At 34.9% G+C, this 17,493-nt stretch carries 15 protein-coding genes, 1 tRNA gene and 2 rRNA genes; 3 read left to right on the top strand and 15 right to left on the bottom strand.

What is annotated here, in order from left to right:
• Positions 1-4 precede the first annotated feature (4 nt).
• The 6 genes from N2692_01975 to recO are packed head-to-tail and all read right to left on the bottom strand — an operon-like array spanning position 5 to position 6,715.
• Complete coding sequence (locus N2692_01975) at positions 5-1,306, bottom strand: insulinase family protein (GenBank protein ID MCX8016047.1); 1,302 nt, start codon at positions 1,304-1,306, stop codon at positions 5-7.
• On the bottom strand, positions 1,291-1,497 hold the full coding sequence (locus tag N2692_01970; protein MCX8016046.1) for a dodecin family protein: 207 nt from the start codon (positions 1,495-1,497) through the stop codon (positions 1,291-1,293). The genes N2692_01975 and N2692_01970 overlap by 16 nt, the downstream gene beginning before the upstream one ends.
• A gap of 28 nt (positions 1,498-1,525) precedes the next feature.
• Positions 1,526-2,878, bottom strand: coding sequence for a glycine--tRNA ligase (locus N2692_01965; protein ID MCX8016045.1), 1,353 nt, complete (start codon positions 2,876-2,878; stop codon positions 1,526-1,528).
• A 42-nt stretch (positions 2,879-2,920) separates the two neighbouring features.
• The gene (locus tag N2692_01960) at positions 2,921-4,150 is read right to left on the bottom strand and encodes a prepilin-type N-terminal cleavage/methylation domain-containing protein (GenBank protein MCX8016044.1); all 1,230 of its coding nucleotides are present in this window, start codon (positions 4,148-4,150) and stop codon (positions 2,921-2,923) included.
• Positions 4,151-4,167: 17 nt separating this feature from the next.
• Complete coding sequence (locus tag N2692_01955; protein MCX8016043.1) at positions 4,168-6,078, bottom strand: hypothetical protein; 1,911 nt, start codon at positions 6,076-6,078, stop codon at positions 4,168-4,170.
• Between the two features lies 1 nt (position 6,079).
• The gene (recO, locus tag N2692_01950; GenBank protein ID MCX8016042.1) at positions 6,080-6,715 is read right to left on the bottom strand and encodes a DNA repair protein RecO; all 636 of its coding nucleotides are present in this window, start codon (positions 6,713-6,715) and stop codon (positions 6,080-6,082) included.
• An 81-nt stretch (positions 6,716-6,796) separates the two neighbouring features.
• Between recO and N2692_01945 the strand changes: the two genes are divergently transcribed.
• The 3 genes from N2692_01945 (at position 6,797) to N2692_01935 (ending at position 8,622) form a co-directional block, all read left to right on the top strand.
• A tRNA-Ser gene (locus N2692_01945) sits at positions 6,797-6,883 on the top strand.
• 31 nt (positions 6,884-6,914) lie between these two features.
• The gene (locus N2692_01940) at positions 6,915-7,895 is read left to right on the top strand and encodes a hypothetical protein (GenBank protein MCX8016041.1); all 981 of its coding nucleotides are present in this window, start codon (positions 6,915-6,917) and stop codon (positions 7,893-7,895) included.
• 76 nt (positions 7,896-7,971) lie between these two features.
• Positions 7,972-8,622 carry a Fic family protein gene (locus N2692_01935; GenBank protein ID MCX8016040.1) on the top strand — a complete coding sequence of 217 codons (651 nt, stop codon included), beginning with the start codon at positions 7,972-7,974 and terminating at the stop codon, positions 8,620-8,622.
• Between the two features lie 30 nt (positions 8,623-8,652).
• On the opposite strand, the gene rrf is transcribed toward N2692_01935, so the two are convergent.
• The 9 genes from rrf to ruvX all read right to left on the bottom strand — a co-directional run bounded on the left by rrf (position 8,653) and on the right by ruvX (position 17,491).
• Positions 8,653-8,767, bottom strand: a 5S ribosomal RNA gene (gene rrf, locus N2692_01930).
• A 40-nt stretch (positions 8,768-8,807) separates the two neighbouring features.
• A 23S ribosomal RNA gene (locus N2692_01925) occupies positions 8,808-11,948 on the bottom strand.
• A gap of 340 nt (positions 11,949-12,288) precedes the next feature.
• Positions 12,289-12,972, bottom strand: coding sequence for a hypothetical protein (locus tag N2692_01920; GenBank protein MCX8016039.1), 684 nt, complete (start codon positions 12,970-12,972; stop codon positions 12,289-12,291).
• Positions 12,973-13,070: 98 nt separating this feature from the next.
• The gene (locus tag N2692_01915; protein ID MCX8016038.1) at positions 13,071-14,039 is read right to left on the bottom strand and encodes a D-glycerate dehydrogenase; all 969 of its coding nucleotides are present in this window, start codon (positions 14,037-14,039) and stop codon (positions 13,071-13,073) included.
• Positions 14,036-14,683, bottom strand: coding sequence for a DedA family protein (locus N2692_01910; protein ID MCX8016037.1), 648 nt, complete (start codon positions 14,681-14,683; stop codon positions 14,036-14,038). Before N2692_01910 ends, N2692_01915 begins: the two co-directional genes overlap by 4 nt.
• 2 nt (positions 14,684-14,685) lie before the next feature.
• Positions 14,686-15,714 carry a DUF4921 family protein gene (locus N2692_01905; protein ID MCX8016036.1) on the bottom strand — a complete coding sequence of 343 codons (1,029 nt, stop codon included), beginning with the start codon at positions 15,712-15,714 and terminating at the stop codon, positions 14,686-14,688.
• A gap of 3 nt (positions 15,715-15,717) precedes the next feature.
• The gene (locus N2692_01900) at positions 15,718-16,449 is read right to left on the bottom strand and encodes a glycosyltransferase family 2 protein (GenBank protein ID MCX8016035.1); all 732 of its coding nucleotides are present in this window, start codon (positions 16,447-16,449) and stop codon (positions 15,718-15,720) included.
• A 107-nt stretch (positions 16,450-16,556) separates the two neighbouring features.
• Positions 16,557-17,009 carry a hypothetical protein gene (locus N2692_01895; protein ID MCX8016034.1) on the bottom strand — a complete coding sequence of 151 codons (453 nt, stop codon included), beginning with the start codon at positions 17,007-17,009 and terminating at the stop codon, positions 16,557-16,559.
• 47 nt (positions 17,010-17,056) lie between these two features.
• Complete coding sequence (gene ruvX, locus N2692_01890; GenBank protein ID MCX8016033.1) at positions 17,057-17,491, bottom strand: Holliday junction resolvase RuvX; 435 nt, start codon at positions 17,489-17,491, stop codon at positions 17,057-17,059.
• Positions 17,492-17,493 lie beyond the last annotated feature (2 nt).

Here is a 17,493-nt window from a genome sequence, read left to right as displayed (position 1 = left end):
TAAATCAAATTAGCATTTTTTTAAAGCGCATTTTGTCTTTTTGGTCATATGGTCCTATTAAGGCTAAATTCAATGATTTTGGCTGGAAAATAACCCTTGCTAACTTATTAATTGTTAATTTATCCACAGCATCAATTTTATTAAATATCTCCCTCAAAGAGAATGTTTGTCCGTAAAAAAGGTGTTGGGAACCATAATAAAATGCATAATCATTGGTCGTTTCTAAAGAAAGGGCCAACTTTCCTTTAATAAAGCTTTTGGCTTTTTTTAATTCTTCGTCACCAACTAATTCATTGCTTAATTTGTCCAATTCTTTTTTAATTGCCATCAAAGATTTTTCAGTTTTATCCAAAGCCAAACCAGCCGCAATACCCAAAAAACCATGGTCCAAACTTAAATCATTAAATGAATAAACATAATAAGCTGCTCCTAATTCCTCTCTAATAACTTGAAAAAGTCGGGAGCTCATACCGCTTCCTAAAATAGTTGATAAAACTGATAATGCATACCGTCTCTCATCAAAACAATTAAAAGTTCTTGCAGCCAAAATTAAATGTGTTTGGTCGGTTTTTTTATTATGGATTAAAACTTGTGGTTCCACTTGTTTTTTAATAATTGTCTTAAATTTTTCACCACCTTTTCCCCGAAGAATATCTTTCATTAAATTTACAATTTTTTTAATAATCTTCTCCTTCTCAAAATTACCAGCTAAGACAATAAGAGTTTTTTCATTGGTATAATGTTTTTTGTGGTAATCTAAAAAATTTTCTCTTTTCAAATTTTTAATTACCTTTTCATCTCCAATAATCGGCCGTCCTGCTGCTTGTTTGGGATATAATAATTCAAAAATCAACTCTTCAATTTTGACACTTGGCGTGTCCTCATAATAATTCTTTTCTTCTAAAATTACCCCTTTTTCCTTTTCTATTTCATTAGAATCAAACAAAGAATTAAGATAAATATCAGTAACAATATCTAAAATTTTATCAGTATGTTCCGCAGCTGCCTTAGCATAATAACCAGTATATTCCCGAGAAGTAAAAGCATTATAAACCGCACCAATTGAATCAAGTTCGGTGGAAATAATTTTTGGACTAGGTCTGTTTTTGGTGCCCTTAAAACACATGTGCTCCAAAAAATGCGAAATTCCCGCTTCATTTGGTTTTTCATATTCAGAACCAGTTTTTACCAAAATCAAAAAAGTCACGCTAGTTGCTTCTTTAAGCGGTATAAGCAAAAAATTTAATCCTTCTTTTTTAAGGATAGTAGGCTGATTATTCTTTTTCATTTTTATTTTTCTTCCCATTTATAAGCGACATCCGCCACAATCTTGTATTCTACAATTTTGCCTTTATCTAATGAAACTGATTGATCGATGATTTTAACACCAGTCAAATTATATTTATCCTTCCCAACAAATTCAATAATATTTTTTAATGCGTCATCAAAACTTTTGGGTGAAGTTCCAATAATTCTTCTAATCTTAATAATTGCCATATTTTATTTTATTTATATCGACCTTTAATTAAAAGGTCTCAATTTTTGATTTAAGATAGTTAATTAAATCATCAATCTTTACTCTCTCTTGTTGCAATGTATCGCGATTTCTCACCGTAACAGTTTTATCTTCCAAACTTTCAAAATCAACTGTTACACAGTATGGAGTTCCGATTTCATCTTGACGACGATAACGACGGCCTATTGAATCAACCTCATCATATAAAGTTATAAAATGCAATTTTAAATTATTATAAATTTCTTTAGCTAAACTCACCAGATTTTCTTTGTTTTTCAACAAAGGAAAAACAGCAACCTTAACTGGCGCAATAAATGGATGAAATTTTAAAACAACCTCTATTTCTTTTGTTGCTTCAGTTGTTTGAGTCCTTCCACCAACCACTTCTTCATAAGCATCAATTAAAAAAACCAACGCACTTCTATCAGCACCAGCTGAAGTTTCAATAATATAAGGAATAAAACGCTCTTTTGTTTTTTCGTCAAAATAAATTAATTCATGTCCGGAATATTTAGAATGGTTGGACAAATCCCAATCGCCACGATTATGAATTCCCTCTATTTCTTTCCAACCAAATGGAAACTTATATTCAATATCAACCGCTGCTTTCGCATAATGAGCTAGTTCTTCTTTTGTTTGTTGGTGCAAACGCAGATTTTCTTTTTTAATACCTAATGAAATATACCAATTTAATCGCTGTTCCACCCAATATTCAAACCATTTATCAGCTTCGGAAGGATGAACAAAAAATTGCATTTCCATTTGTTCAAATTCGCGCATTCGATAAGTAAAATTACCAGGGTTAATTTCATTACGAAAAGCTTTGCCAATTTGCGCAATACCAAAAGGAATTTTTGCTCGCATTGAATTTAAAACATTTTCATAATTCATATAAATTCCCTGACAGGTTTCCGCTCGTAAATAAGTAATTGCTGCCTCATCTTCTACGGGCCCAACAAAAGTTTTCATCATCAAATTAAATTTTCTTGGCGGCATCAATTCTCCCCCACAATCAGGACACTTATTATTTTCTACATTATCCTCACGAAAACGATGATGACATTTTGTACACTCAACCAAAGAATCAGCAAAGCCCGCTGATAAATGACCTGAGGCTTGCCAAATTTTTGGAGACATTAAAATAGCACTGTCTAATCCAAAAATGTTGTTCTGTTTTTGAAGCATTTCTTTCCACCATGCTCTTTTAATATTATTTTTTAATTCCACACCAATCGCCCCATAATCATAGGAACTGGAAAATCCTCCATAAATTTCTGAGGATGGAAAAATAAAGCCGCGGCGTTTCGCTAAACTAATGATTTTATCCATTAAATTATTTTGTTGTTCTTCTTTTTTGGACATTAAATTTATTATAAAAAAATTAAATAAAAAAACAATTAACTTTTACTTTGTAGCATTATATAAAGCCTTAATTTCAGCTTCAGAAAGAGCGCGATTGTAAATTCGAACTTCGTCAATTAAACCATTGAAAAACTCAGTTGTTGCACTTTTTCCAATTTCGAATGGTTTAATAGGATTACTTAAAGAATTAATAGTAGTATCATAAGCACTAGAATTCATGCCGTTTGTCCAAACTTCAATATGATTAGTTGTTTTCTTACCAACTATAAAACTCCAATCCCAAGTCTCCAAAAGAGAAGTAGGAACGCCTTTATAGCCTGTATCATCCATAACCACAAAATAATATTTATTAGCGGGGGTATAGGCCTGTTGGATAGCATACCCCTTTACAGACCCAGACCACCCTCCTTTATTAATAATACCTCTACGTGAAATACCACTAATAGCCCTTGCCCAAACTGCAATAGTAAAATCATTTGTGTTCATATCAAAAACTGTACTAGTGCCACAATCCACATAATCATCCATCCCATCAAAACTTAAGGCTTTGCCGATTTTACCATTAACCCATTGAGGACCATTATATAAAGTTCCATGATTATTATTGCCCGAATAATCATAAGCAATAGTGTCACTTCCTTCATCAAAAGACCAATATCCTACTAAACCTGAATTGTTAAATATAGGTGAAAGGTTGATATTGGAACCAAAAGAAAGAACACCAGGAAAATTTTGTTTAGTAAGTGTTTTATCATTACGATATTTATCTGATTCCAAAATAGCATTTAACTCCCAACTTCCTCCCACCACATAAGTATAATATTGACCAGAAGTTGTTGAGTTAATAGGATCGATTGGAAGGGCTGAAATTGGTGAACCAATATCCAGGTTTTTAAGGTTAATGGGTATCCAGCCAGCACCATCTGTCTTACGATAATTAGTAGAATTTGAACAAGCATAAGACCAACCAGTTGGTAAAGCTGGTAAACCTAAATTAGCACAAGTTGGTGAAGAATCTGGAATAGAGATATAGACAGTGTTGAGATTCCCGAAAAAACCATCGGGATTAGAGGCTGAGTAAACAGATAAAGCTGAATTAAGAGTTTTTAAATCAGAAAGACGTCTAACATCACGAGTGCGTTTTAGCATCTCGGTAGGATTAATCGTTATAACAATAACAGACATTAAAACAGCGAGAATAGCGATAACAATTAATAATTCAATAAGAGTAAAAGAGGGAGAAATTTTACCAGATAACTTAATAAAAGACATAAACAAAACATTAGCTTTTAATATTGTACCTGGCCCTCTCCATATTTCACCGTAGGATCAGAACGCAGTTCGGAAGTAAGAATATTAGTTTTTAAATTTATTGACTGACCCGTAAATTTATCCGTGGCAGTAAAAGTTGTTTCTTTAATCAATTCCATATAACTACCTACTTGGTTAAGAGATGGTGTAGCAGCAATTTGGAAAATTAATTCATAAGGCGGCATTAAAACTCCTGAAAAAGCTGGAATTTCTTTTATGCGCCAAACTAATTCGCCCGTTCTTTCATTATATTCAGGTTTTAAATCGCCATAATTACCAGCAATAACATTTGTCCAAGCTATACCTTGCGGTAGAATTGTTTTGATAGTTACCTCACTTAAATCATTATTATAATTAATAATTTTCCAGTGAATAGTAAAATTGGTAGTTTTACCAACTTTTAACGGCAAACTTCCTTTATTAACAATTCCTGAGGCAGCATCTCTAAATAAAGCGTAATACTGAAAATCAACTCGACCCAAAATCTTAGTTATTATTTGTGCTACAGCAGTCGTACTAGTTAAATTGCTTTTTGGCGGAACAGATGGGGACTCCACTGTAACTTTTACTTTAAGTGTTTGTTCTTTATCCTTGAAACTTCTGGCGGGATAATCTGAGGTAGTAAAAACTTTAAAAGTTACTGATCCTCCTTTTCCTCTGTCTAATAATTTCAAACCCGGTGTATTACCAGCATTCCAAATAATTTGTTTTTTCAATGAATCAAAATAACCATTAGTCGCAATGCTCTGATAATTAAACATAGCGCCCTCCAACTCTGCTTTTATAATTACTTCACTTAAAGCAATTTCAGTATTATTCTGGTAATCAATGCGATATTCCAAAGACTCGCCATTTCGCGCAATATAATCCCTGCTATTATTAACATAAATTGCAACATTCAACGGCGCCTCTAAAATACTTAAAGAAGTAGTTTTTTTATCAAAAACAACTGGTTGATTTTGGGAAATCAAACTGGCATCCATTCCTATCTCATAATAGCTTCCCACCTCGCCGATAATTATTCCCCTAATATTAATTTCTCCGCTTTGATAAGGTTGCAAATTACCCCAAATCCATAAATTATTTCCTTCCGCTGAAGCAATATCAGAATTAGTAAAATTAAAACCTAGGGGATAATAAAGTTGGAGTCGCAATTCCGGGATTGTTTGATTAGAATTATTTTTAAAATTAACTTTTATAGTGAATTCTTCACCGCTTACAATTTTTTCCGGCACGGATAAATTGTAATCTATAATAGGGCCTCCTATTGTAATTGTTTGGATTTTCGATTTTTCAAATCTACCGCTAAAACCAACTATATTATACTGCAATGTAGCCTTAATAGTATCAATGCGATTAGGCGTTCCCATCGCCACTAAATATAGACGCTCAACATTATTGCTTCCAGTCCCCAAATCACCTAATTCTTTTCTAAAAATTTGCCCATTATTTTCTGATCCTAAAATTTTTATATTATTGGGCAGTTCAACAATGAGAGAAGTATTCTGCAATAAATTTGCTGAATCATTTTTATAAACAACGTCTAATGGAAAAACCTGCCCTAATAAAACATTATCGGTGCTATTAATATTAATTTGAATTCCGGTTTTTTGAGAAGAAAGTTTTTGAGCCAAAAGATATCCTTCAAACAATAACGCCGCAAAAAGAATTCCAATCACAACATAAAAAATTGCGTTTTTTTTACCAGATTTTTGATAAAAATTAATAGGCGGTCGTTTGGGTTTTACTTCTATTTTGAAAGAGGGTTTTTCGGAAATTATTTCTGTTGTTTCTATTTTTTCTTTTTTAAAAGATGGGGTTTCTTCCTCTTCAAGCGGACTCCCCTCTTTCATTTTATAAAGTTTTTCCTCGATATCTTTTAGAGCCATATCAAATAATAATTTTTTGTTTAATTGACTTCTCTATTTTATTATAATCGATTTTTTGCAATTTTGATATGTCATATTGATTAATAATTTTTTCAGGGGGATTTTGAGTTAAAAAAACAATTATTGAAGCTGTTGAATTATCAAAGTGCTCCTTTAATTCTTGATTATCAGGCAATAAACCTAAACCCCTGCCCAATTTAATTAAAAATTCAAGATTTAACAATTGAATAAAAGCGCTTTCTTTTTCTTCTGAAAAAACGGCTGCTTGATTAAGTTTGTTTAAATAATTAAGAATGTTTTCCCAAAGAAAATTGTCTTTTTCTGAAGAAACAATTGCCTCATTAAATATCGCCATCATTCTTAGAGCATTTTCTAATCTGGTGTAATTTTTTCGAATATGAAAAAAATTATTGTGTGTTAAAACGCTCGTTAGATGTTTATGATTAACCGCGATAATCGTTGCCTCAATTAAATTAAGCGGTTCGAGGTGTCCACCAAATTTAGAAAGAAGTTTTTTAACGCCTTTGGCTATGATTTCCAATTTACCCAGTTCTTTTGTATACAAAACAACATTAGCGTCGGTTTCATTGATTAGTTCTTTTTTGACAACAATCGCTAAAGTATGATATTCAAGCATTGATTTTATTATATAATAAAAAATGTTTTGTTTGCAAAAAAGTAAGTTTTTGCTATAATAAAAAAGTTAAAAATTAATTAAGGAAGGGTGGCCGAGTGGTTAAGGCAAGAGTTTGCTAAACTCTGGCGCTGATGAGGCGCCTCGTGGGTTCGAATCCCACCCCTTCCGCTTCAATTAAATTATTGTTATACTATTTCTAATGATTGGTTTTGTTTTTTTATTTTTATTTTCAGCAATTGCTTTATATCTTTCTTGTGAGTTATTAGTAAAAAATTTAATAAAAATTTCGGCTTTTTTGGCAGTAAAAGAATTTGTCGTTGCTTTTTTTATATTAGCTTTTGCTTCGGCTTTACCTAATTTATTTTTAGGCATTTCTTCAGCAATTAATGGCATCCCAGAGCTTTCTCTGGGAGATATCATAGGCAATAATTTAATTGCTTTAACATTAGCAGTGGCATTGGGGATTCTTTTTTCTAAAAACCGGGAAATTTGCACTAATAGCAAAACCGTTCAATCAACAACTTTTTTTGTTTTAGTTGCCGCTCTTCTACCAATTTTATTAGCATCTGATTATCAAATTTCTCGTATTGATGGATTGATTTTAATTTTGGCTTTCATTTTGTATCTCGTTTGGCTTTTTTCTAAAAAAGAAAGATTCCAAAAAACCTATGATTTAAAACAGGCGAATTCTTTTGGCATTGACGAATCACTAAAGCAGTTTTCTGCTTTTATAAAAAATGTCGTAAAAATTATTGGTTTAATTGTCGCTATTTTTATTATTGCTCAATTAATTGTTTTCTCGGCTCAAAAAATAACCTTAAAATTGGGAATTTCTTTAATATTCTTTGGTCTAATTATTACTGGTTTAACTAATGCCTTGCCGGAAATTTATTTTGCCATAAATACTGCCAAAAAAGAAGAAAATTGGATGATATTGGGAAATTTAATGGGTTCGGTTATTTTCCCCGCCACCTTAGTTTTAGGAATTATCGCTCTGATACGCCCGATTGATATAATAGATTTTAGTTCCTTGATTTTAGCGCGATTCTTTATGATTTGCGCTGCCATCTTTTTCTTTGTTTTTGTCCAAAGCGAAAGAAAAATTTCAAAAAAAGAAGCCATCTTTCTTTTAATGATTTACATTATCTATATTGTTTTTGAAATTATTAAACAAGTATAAATTAAAAATATTTTATTTGAATTTTATTTGCGTTATAATAATAATGGTTTTTTAATTTTTTAATAAGGAGGTTTTATTGAAAAATAGAGTTGATTTTTTAGCAAAATTTATTTATGAATCTGAATTGCTTGATAATCGATGTTGCAGTTATAACACGATCAAATCAGAAATTGAACAAAATAAAAAAGACGGGCATGTAGGAGCGATTCTTTATCTTGAAAAACGCACCAATGAGAAAGACATTCCACTTACTGAATTTGATATTAAAAAAACACATGAATTAATCTTTAAAGAATCCGAGATTTGGCTAAACAAAACAAACGAGGGTTGGGCTGGTAATTATCGTCAAGGGAAAGTGTTAATTGGTGAATTGGGTGGAGTTTCTCCAGAAATTATTCCCAAAAAAATGGACGAATTAATTAAGGTTTTAAATAAACATCAGATATTGTTTCGTTGTAAAAATAAAAAAATTTCTTCGTTGGATACTAAAATCGAGTTTATCAGTAGTTTTCATTATCATTTTGGTCTTATTAATCCTTTTTATAATTGCAATTGCCGTGTAAATCGAGCATTACTTTTTTACCTTATCAATTATTTTCAGATTCAACCTTTTTTTGTTAGTCATACAGAAAAGGCAGATTATTTCGGAGCTTTTATTAGTAAAGATCCACAATTATTATACGAATTCTTTCTCAAAAAAATTAATGAACAAAAAGAGCCTGATTAAGCAGGCTCTTTTTTATTCTCAACAAAGATTTCTCGGCGAAGCCTACTCTTCCCACCGTGTTCGGGTGAGTACCATCGGCGCCCATTGCTTTCACTTCTCTGTTCGGAATGGGAAGAGGTGGTACACAATGGGCTAAATCACCGAGAAGTCTTTGCTGAGAATGAATTTTTAATGAAGCATTTTTTATCGGGACGAAAACCATCCGATTAGTACTCCTCGGCTAAAATCCTCACGGATCTTACACCTGGAGCCTATCAACCTAGTCGTCTCCTAGGGGATGATGACACCTAATCTTGGGATGGGCTTCGCGCTTAGATGCTTTCAGCGCTTATCCCGACCGAACATAGCTACCCGGCACTTCTCCTGGTGGAAAAGCCGGTACACCAGAGGTTCGTTCAACCCGGTCCTCTCGTACTAGGGTCGACCTCCCTCAAGTGTCAAACGCCCACGGCAGGTAGAGACCAACCTGTCTCACGACGGTTTAAACCCAGCTCACGTATCCTTTTAATTGGCGAACAGCCAAACGCTTGGGACCTTCTCCAGCCCCGCGCTAGGATGAGCCGACATCGAGGTGCCGAACCAGACCGTCGATGGGGACTCTCGGGTCTGACCAGCCTGTTATCCCCGGGGTAGCTTTTGTCCGATGTCTCCGGCCTTTCTAATAAGGGCCGTCGGGTCACTAAGTTCTGCTTTCGCATCTCAATCCGCAAATTAAAAAATTGCGGACCGTCGAGTTTATGAAACTCGAGTTCGGCTTGTCAGCCTCACAGTTAAGCCGGCTTATGCCTTTACACGACCAGTGCGATTTCCATCCGCACCTAGCCGACCTTAGTAAACTCCTCCGTTACCTTTTAGGAGGATTCCGCCCCAGAAAAACTGCCCGCCAGACACTGTCCTCCGATGTTTTTGCCACCGAAGTTAGAATTTAAACTGTTACAGAGTGGTATTTCACTGGCGACTCCATCCTGCCCGGAAGCAGGACTTCATAGTCTCCCACCTATGCTACGCAGCAACAGTTTAAACCCAATATCAAGCTACAGTAAAGCTCCCGGGGTCTTTTCGTCTTGCCGCGGGTACCCAGCGTCTTCGCTGGAATCGCATTTTCACCGGGCTCCTCGTTGAGACAGTCCTCCAGTCGTTACGCCATTCATGCGCGTCGGAACTTACCCGACAAGGAATTGCGCTACCTTTGGACGGTTATAGTTACCGCCGACATTGACGAGGGCTTCGGCCGTTCAGCTACCGTCTGTTGAAAACAAACGGCAACCGACAGCGTTGACCTTCTCGCATCGGTCAGGCGTCAGCCCCTATACATCCTCTTACGAGTTAGCAGGGACCTGTGTTTTTATTAAACAGTCGCCAGAGGTTCTTTAGCTGCGGGTCCGATAAATCGGACCAGGCCTTATCGCGAACTTACGGCCGCTTTTTTGCCGAGTTCCTTAACGAGGACTCACCCGTTCGCCTTGGTGCTCTTACACCAATCCACCAGTGTCGGTTTCCGGTACGAGTTCCTATGGATTAACCTTAGAAGTTTTTCTCGGAAGGCTCTTCGTTCGAATTTTCTGCCGAAGCAGAATTTCCTCGATTTGCGAAATTTGCCATTGAAGGCAGCTTACCGGATTTACCTGGTAAGCATTTCTTGAAATCAAGGACGCCAAACCAATAAGGCGCTCAAACTTTTATCCTCCGTCACTCCATCGGAAATTCCATAGGAAGGGCTGGAATATTAACCAGCTATCCATCAGCTACGGCTTTCGCCATTGCCTTAGGCTCGCCTAACCCGTGGATGATTGCCATTGCCACGGAAACCTTGGATTTTCGGCGCTCCGATTTCTCATCGGAGATGCGGTTACTCATGCCAACATTCTCTCTTCCTTCCACTTCATCGCCTCTCTCGAGTACGACTTCGCCGCGGAAGGAATGCTCTCCTACCTTCTATCCCAAAAGAGATAGAATCGCGTCTTCGGTGCTTGGTTTAAGCCTCGCTAAATTTTCGGCGCAATCAGCCAATTCCGACCGAAGTCGGAATATGATAGTGAGTTGTTACACACTCTTTAAATGATGGCTACCTCTAAGCCAACATCCTATCTGTCTTCGGCTGATTACTTCCTTTGACACTTAACCAAGACTTAGAGACCTTAGACGGCGATCAGGGTTCATTCCCTCTTGACCACGAAGCTTAGCCCCCGTAGTCTTACTGGCCATCCTCGCTGTTGGTATTCGGAGTTTGACTTAATCGCCGAGCTTTCGCCCTTTACGATTAAACCAGTAGCTCTACCCCCAACAGGTGAATAGATGACCGCTAGCCCTAAAGCTATTTCGGAGAGAACCAGCTATTACCAAGCTCGATTAGCTTTTCACTTCTTACCACAGCTCATCCGAAGGTTTTGCACAACCAACCGGTTCGGGCCTCCCTCCGTCTTTCGACGAAGTTCACCCTGGCCATGGTAAGCTCGCTTGGCTTCGGGTCGTATGAGTGCTACCTTACTATCACTTCTCAACGAGCTATAAAGCTCGATTGAGAAGGAATAGTAACCGCTCTAGTTAAAGCTCGGTTTCCCTATGGCTGCGTCGCCTGAGGCGACTTAACCAAAGCAACACCCATACACTCGTTGGCTCATTCTTCAATAGGCACCCCGTCACCCCGTTCTTTCCGAAGAAAGAACTAAGAGCTTCGAGTCCTTGTAAGCGTATGGTTTCAGGTTCTATTTCATCGGCCTCACCGGCCTGCTTTTCACCTTTCCCTCACGGTACTTGTCCACTATCGATCTAGAAAGGTATTTAGCCTTGCCAGTTTAGTTCTGGCAGATTCCTCCGAGGTTTCCTTTTCTCGGAGTACTCAAGAACAAACACTAGAGAGATTTTTGGTTTTCGCCTACAGGACTATCACCTTCTTTGGTTGAGCTTTCCAGCTCATTCGGCTAACCAAAAATTTTGTAACTCTCCTCCTCTTTCTATTTTTAAATACTCGAGTCGAATTTAAAAAAATTGAAAGAGGAACGTATTTGTCTTACAACCCCTCTTGCACAAGGCAAAAGGTTTGGGCTCCTTCCTTTTCGCTCGCCGCTACTCAGGAAATGCTGTCCTATTTTAGTAGGACTTTGTCTCTTTTCCTCCGCTTACTGAGATGTTTCACTTCAGCGGGTACGCTCCCATCCAATCTTTAATTGGACGGGTAATCGCGTTTTACGCGATTGGGTTCCCCCATTCGGAAATCCACGGATCAAAGGTTGCTACGCACCTCCCCGAGGCTTATCGCAGCTACGCCACGTCCTTCATCGCCCTTTCTAGTCGAGGCATCCACCATACGCCCTTATTTCGTCCCGATAAAAAATGCTTCATTATACCCTTTTAATTTTCAATGTGCGCGGTTGTTTTTGTTAACAACCGAGATTAAACAAATTTTTATTTTTTGTCTATCTCTCGATTGTTAACAATAATTTATTTTTTATTTTAAAAAATCCGCTCTATTCAAGGAAGCGGATTTTTTAGCACAAAATTTCCCCTTTTCAATTTAGCTTCCTTGAATATTTAAAAATAGTGTAAGAATAGTACGCATTGTTTATTTGTGAGGATATTTTAACAAATAATTTTTTTGAAGTCAAGATGTATATTGATTAGAAAGCCCCGCCCTTAAATCTAAGGGCGGGGCTTTCTTTAAATATTTTACTTTTCTTCTACCTTATTTCGGAATTCATTAATTATATGCTGAGCATATTCTTTTCCACCCAAACCAAAAGCAATACCACCAGCAATAGCAAGCATTGCAATAATACCAGTAATAACGGTATTAATAATTGCTACACCTACTCCAAGCTGAATCAAAGCAGTCAAAAAACCGAAAATCAAAATTACCCAACGAGTCAAAGAAGATAAGAATTTGGAAGCATATAAGTTGGCACCCTTTACAGTTCCTTTTACTAAACCAGCCAAGAAATCACCAACAACAATTGCCGCCAAAATAATGACAATGGCAATAATAATATTTGGCAAGTAAAGTAAAACTTCTTTCAAGAAACTGCTGATGGCTTGCAACTTAAGGATATCAGTTGCTGCCAACAAGAAAACCAAAATAAAGAACCAGCGAATGACTTCTCCTAAAAATTTCGCTGAATTCAAAGTCCATCCAGCGCGTTCGCAGAATTTGCCCACACCCAACTTCTCAAGAAGTTTATCTAATTTAATAGCGGCAATAATTTTAGCTACTAACGCAGCCAAACCGGCGGCAATAATTAAACCAATAAGAAAAACAATTAAAGCACCCAAAAAATTTGGCAAAAAGTTAACAAAAACATTCCACCAGGTTTGGAACGAACCGACTAAAATATCTGCCCAAGATTGAACGACCATATTTTTAAATATTTATTGTTTTACTCGACCTTTTATAGGCTTATTTTTATTATAATCAAAATCTTTTGTTTTTAAAAACTTTCTGTGGATAACATAAATTACTTAAGAATAGGATTTAGCGGTTTTTTGCCCTTCAAAACTGCAATAATATTTTTTGCTGCCATCTCTGCCATTTTTGATCTTGTTTCAATACTTGCAGAAGCAATATGAGGCAAAAGTACAGTATTTGGTAATTTAATTAATTCTGGAGTAACTTTAGGTTCAAATTCATAAACATCTAATGCTGCTCCTGCAATCATTTTTTTCTTTAAAGCTATCACTAAATCTTTTTCATTAATCACAGCACCGCGAGCTGTATTAATAATATAAGCTGTCGGCTTCATCAACTTAAATTCTTTCAAAGTAAACATATGTCGTGTTGTTGGCAAAAGAGGAACATGGATACTAATAAAATCCGATTTCTTTAATAATTGTTTAAATGGAACATATTTTATTTTTAATTCTTTTTCCAAGTCTAAATTTCTTTTTGCGTCATAATAAATAATCGTTAATCCGAAACCATCGCGCATTCTTTTTGCAACCTCTGCGCCAATCCGCCCCAAACCAACAATACCTAATGTTTTATTTCTAATATCCGTTCCTAAAAATAACATCGGCCCCCAGCCCTTAAATTTCCCCTGACGAACAAATTCATCTGCCTCAACAATTCGCTGGGCAATAGCAAAAAGCAAGCCAATAGCATGTTCGGCAACAGTTTCGGTTAAAACACCGGGGGTATTTGTAGCATAAATTTTTCGCGCTTTAAAATCATCTAAATTAAAATTGTCATAACCAACCGCATAATTAGCTACAATTTTTAATTGTGGGCCAGCAGCATCTAAAATTTCACCATCAATTTTATCAGTTAAAAGAGAAAGAATTCCATGTGCTCCTTTTAACATTCGTTTTAATTCCTCGCGTTTTAAAACTCGATCATACGGATTAACTACTACTTCAAAACCGGCCTTTTTTAAAAGCGAAATTCCCACATCAGGAATTTTTCGCGTTACAACAACTTTATATTTCATAACTGTGTATTATTTTTAGACGACTTTGTATATTTTTTTATTTCTTTAATCTTCTTAATTATATAATAAATTACACCCAAAATAAAAAGAGCGACAATTAAATAATCAAATTTATGAAAATATTGTCCTAAAACATCCCAGCGCTCGCCCAAATAATAACCTAAATAAGCCAAAAAATAAGACCAGAAGAAGGCGCCAATAAAAGTATAAATAATAAATTTTTTAATTTGGACTTTAAAAATTCCAGCTGGAAAGGAAATAAAAGTTCTGACAATAGGCAATAATCGAGCCCAAAAAATTGATTTTATCCCATGTTTTAGAAAAAATCTTTCTGCTGAAAGATAATCATGATAAAAAAATCTTGATTTAACAAAAAATTTCTTAAGATTATCTTTTAACTTAAAGGCTATCGCATAGGAAATAAGCGAACCAAATAAATTGCCCAAGCCGCCAATAATAGCCAATATTAATAAATTAAAAATTTTCTGAGTCGCTAAAAATCCTGAAAAAGGCATAATTATTTCTGAAGGAATAGGAATATTGCAACTCTCTAAAGCCATCAAAACAAAAACTCCAACATATCCTCCTTTTTTGATAACGCTTAAAACAAATGCTGCTGCCGCTGATAAAATTTCACTAAACATAATTATTTTTCTTTTAAATATCTCACACCTTCATCTGGATCAACAGTGGTGATTTCAATTCCAGTTGATAATTCAAAGCCGGCTGAAATATTAATTTTTGGAATAATTTCAATATGCCAGTGATAACAATGATATTTTCTTTTTTCGATTGTGGGTGCAGTATGAATAAATAAATTATAATCCGGATCGTTTAATTTATTTTTTAGTATTTGGAGGCTTTTCCGCAAAATTTCCGCTATGCCCATCAAAATCTTATTGGACGTCTCTTCAAAATATGGCAAATGTTTTACGGGAATAATTCTTAAAGCAAATGGTTCCAGCGAAACAAAAGGACTAAAACTAATTGCGTGTTTATTTTGAACAAGCATGCGTGTTTTATTCTGAATCTCAAATTTATTAATTTCACAATGCGCACAATGGCGATTCTTAATCCAATAACGATGGCTTCCGCTCAATGAATGTTGAATGTGGGGAGGTATAACTGGTATAGCAATAATTTGAAGGTGCGGATGATATACCGAAGCGCCAGCCGTTGGACCCCAATTGTGAAAAATAGATATATATTTTATTTTCCTATCTTGTGCAATTTCACAATATCGCTCTTGCAAAGCTTTTAAAATAATAAAAATTTCTTTTGTGTTATAATCCGCCAAGGGTTTGTAGTGGTCTTTTAAAACTAATAATTCATGATAACCATAACCATTGATAAACTTATATGGACCGATTTTCTGTTCAGAAACTGATACATCTGTTGGTTGAAACGCTGGGTATTTATTTTCAAAAATTTGTAAAAACCATTCTTTTTTATTAGGCAAGAATTTAATTAATTCCGGCGGTTTATGTCCCGATTTTTGGGGATTTTCAAAAGGACACTTGCTTTTCGGCGTAATAATTCTTTTTGGTTTTTTAATAATTAATTGCTCTGGCCTTTTGGCGCGAACTGAGGCAATTGTAATCCAATCTTTTGAAATGGGATTTTGCCTTAATTGAGAAATATATTCTAGATGATTATTATTCTTATTCTTTTTCATAAATTAATTTAATTTATATTTTTTACGCCAAATATTTAATCGAATTTTTAATACCTCGGTCAAAACCTCCAAAAAAGCCGAGGCTTTAACTTTAGAATGCGGGTCATTTATCCAACGAATACCAACTTCTTTAATGCGATAACCCAACAACCTCGCAATTACTAAAACTTCTACATCAAACCCCCATCGTTTAATTGTTAATTGAGAAAAAATCTTTTCAGCTGCTTGTTCAGTAAATGCTTTAAAACCGCACTGAGTATCTTTTATTGCTGGCACGGCTAACAATCTAATCACTAAATTCCCCAACCTTCCTAAAATCTGACGATAAAAAGGTTGTTTCACTGCTAATTGCGAATCTTTCATTGCCCGCGAACCAATAACAACATCGTACCCTTCTTTAAAATAAGGAAAAAATTTTTCTATTTGCTCAATCGGTGTTGAATTATCAGCATCAGCAAATAAACGAATTAATCCTTTAGCTTCGAGCATGCCTTGAGCAACAACACCTCCCTTTCCTTGATTAAACTTGTTATCAATCAACTTTAAATTTTTAATTAGTGGGCGCATTTTTTCGACTACTTCTGCCGTTTTGTCTTTTGATCCATCGTTAACAACGATAATTTCATAAGAAAAACCCGCCTGAGAAAGATATTTATCCATATCCAAAAGAGTTTTTGGTATTCTTTCCGCCTCATTATAAGCGGGTATAATCACTGAAAGAAATGGTTTAGCCATAAATTTATATTTAAAATTGACCTATTTGCCTGCTTTATTATTATAACACAAAAATCAAAAAACCGCATAGTTAATTCTATGCGGTTTTTTGAGTCAATAAAAAAGATTTATTCGGTAACGGAAAAATTCAGGGTTTCCATTAAATTATTATCTAAATATAAATTAACTTTATATTGGCCTATTTCACTTGGAATTTCTACACAACACATACCAAATTCTCCCTGCCCTTTTTTAATATCTGTTTTCCATTGATTGTTAGAAGCAATTAAATTTTCATTTAAATCAAAAATTTTAAAAGTTAATTCTGAATCCTGATTTGCTTGAATAGTTCCAGCGATTCCTAACCACTCGCCCTTTTTAAAAACCGTTTTTTCTTCTCCCTTCATATTGCGCTCAATAGTAACACCGGGTTTAAATCCTTCAAGATGAGCAGTTAAAATTTTATCTGAAACACTCTCCTTTGCTCGCTTGTAATCTGAATAATACGTATACAAAATAAGGATCAAAAGAGCCAATAGAATAATTATCAAAATAATTAAAAAAATGGTTGTTTTCTTCATATAATTTAATTATATCATAAAAAATAAAAAGTTGCAAGTGCAACTATTTATTGCTTCCCCCTGGAAATAAAATAACTTTCTAAAATTAAAGCGGCTGATTGACTGTCTAAATTAGATCCACTGCGATATTTTCTTTTTCTTTTTATGTCAAAACTTTCCTGAATTTTAATTGCCTCATCAGTTGTTAAAATTTCATTTTGATATAACACTTTTCTTTGGGTATATTTTTCTAACAATTCTCCAAATTTTTTTATTTTTTCACAAATTGGTGTTTCTTTAAAATTAAATGATAGGGGCAACCCTAAAATAATAAGAGAAATTTTATTTTCATCACAAATTTTTTTAATTTTTTTAAAAACACCCTCGACTTCATTCTCGGAATATTCAATCGGTTTTAAAAGTAGGGGTAATTTTAAACTTTCGTCTGCAATTGCCAAACCTATTCTCTTAGTTCCGTAATCAATTCCCAAAATATTTGCCATAA

Source organism: Patescibacteria group bacterium (assembly GCA_026415775.1).
Taxonomy (GTDB): Bacteria; Patescibacteriota; Minisyncoccia; order UBA6257; family JAAZHW01; genus SKW32.
This window is presented reverse-complemented; position numbering and strand designations above follow the sequence as displayed.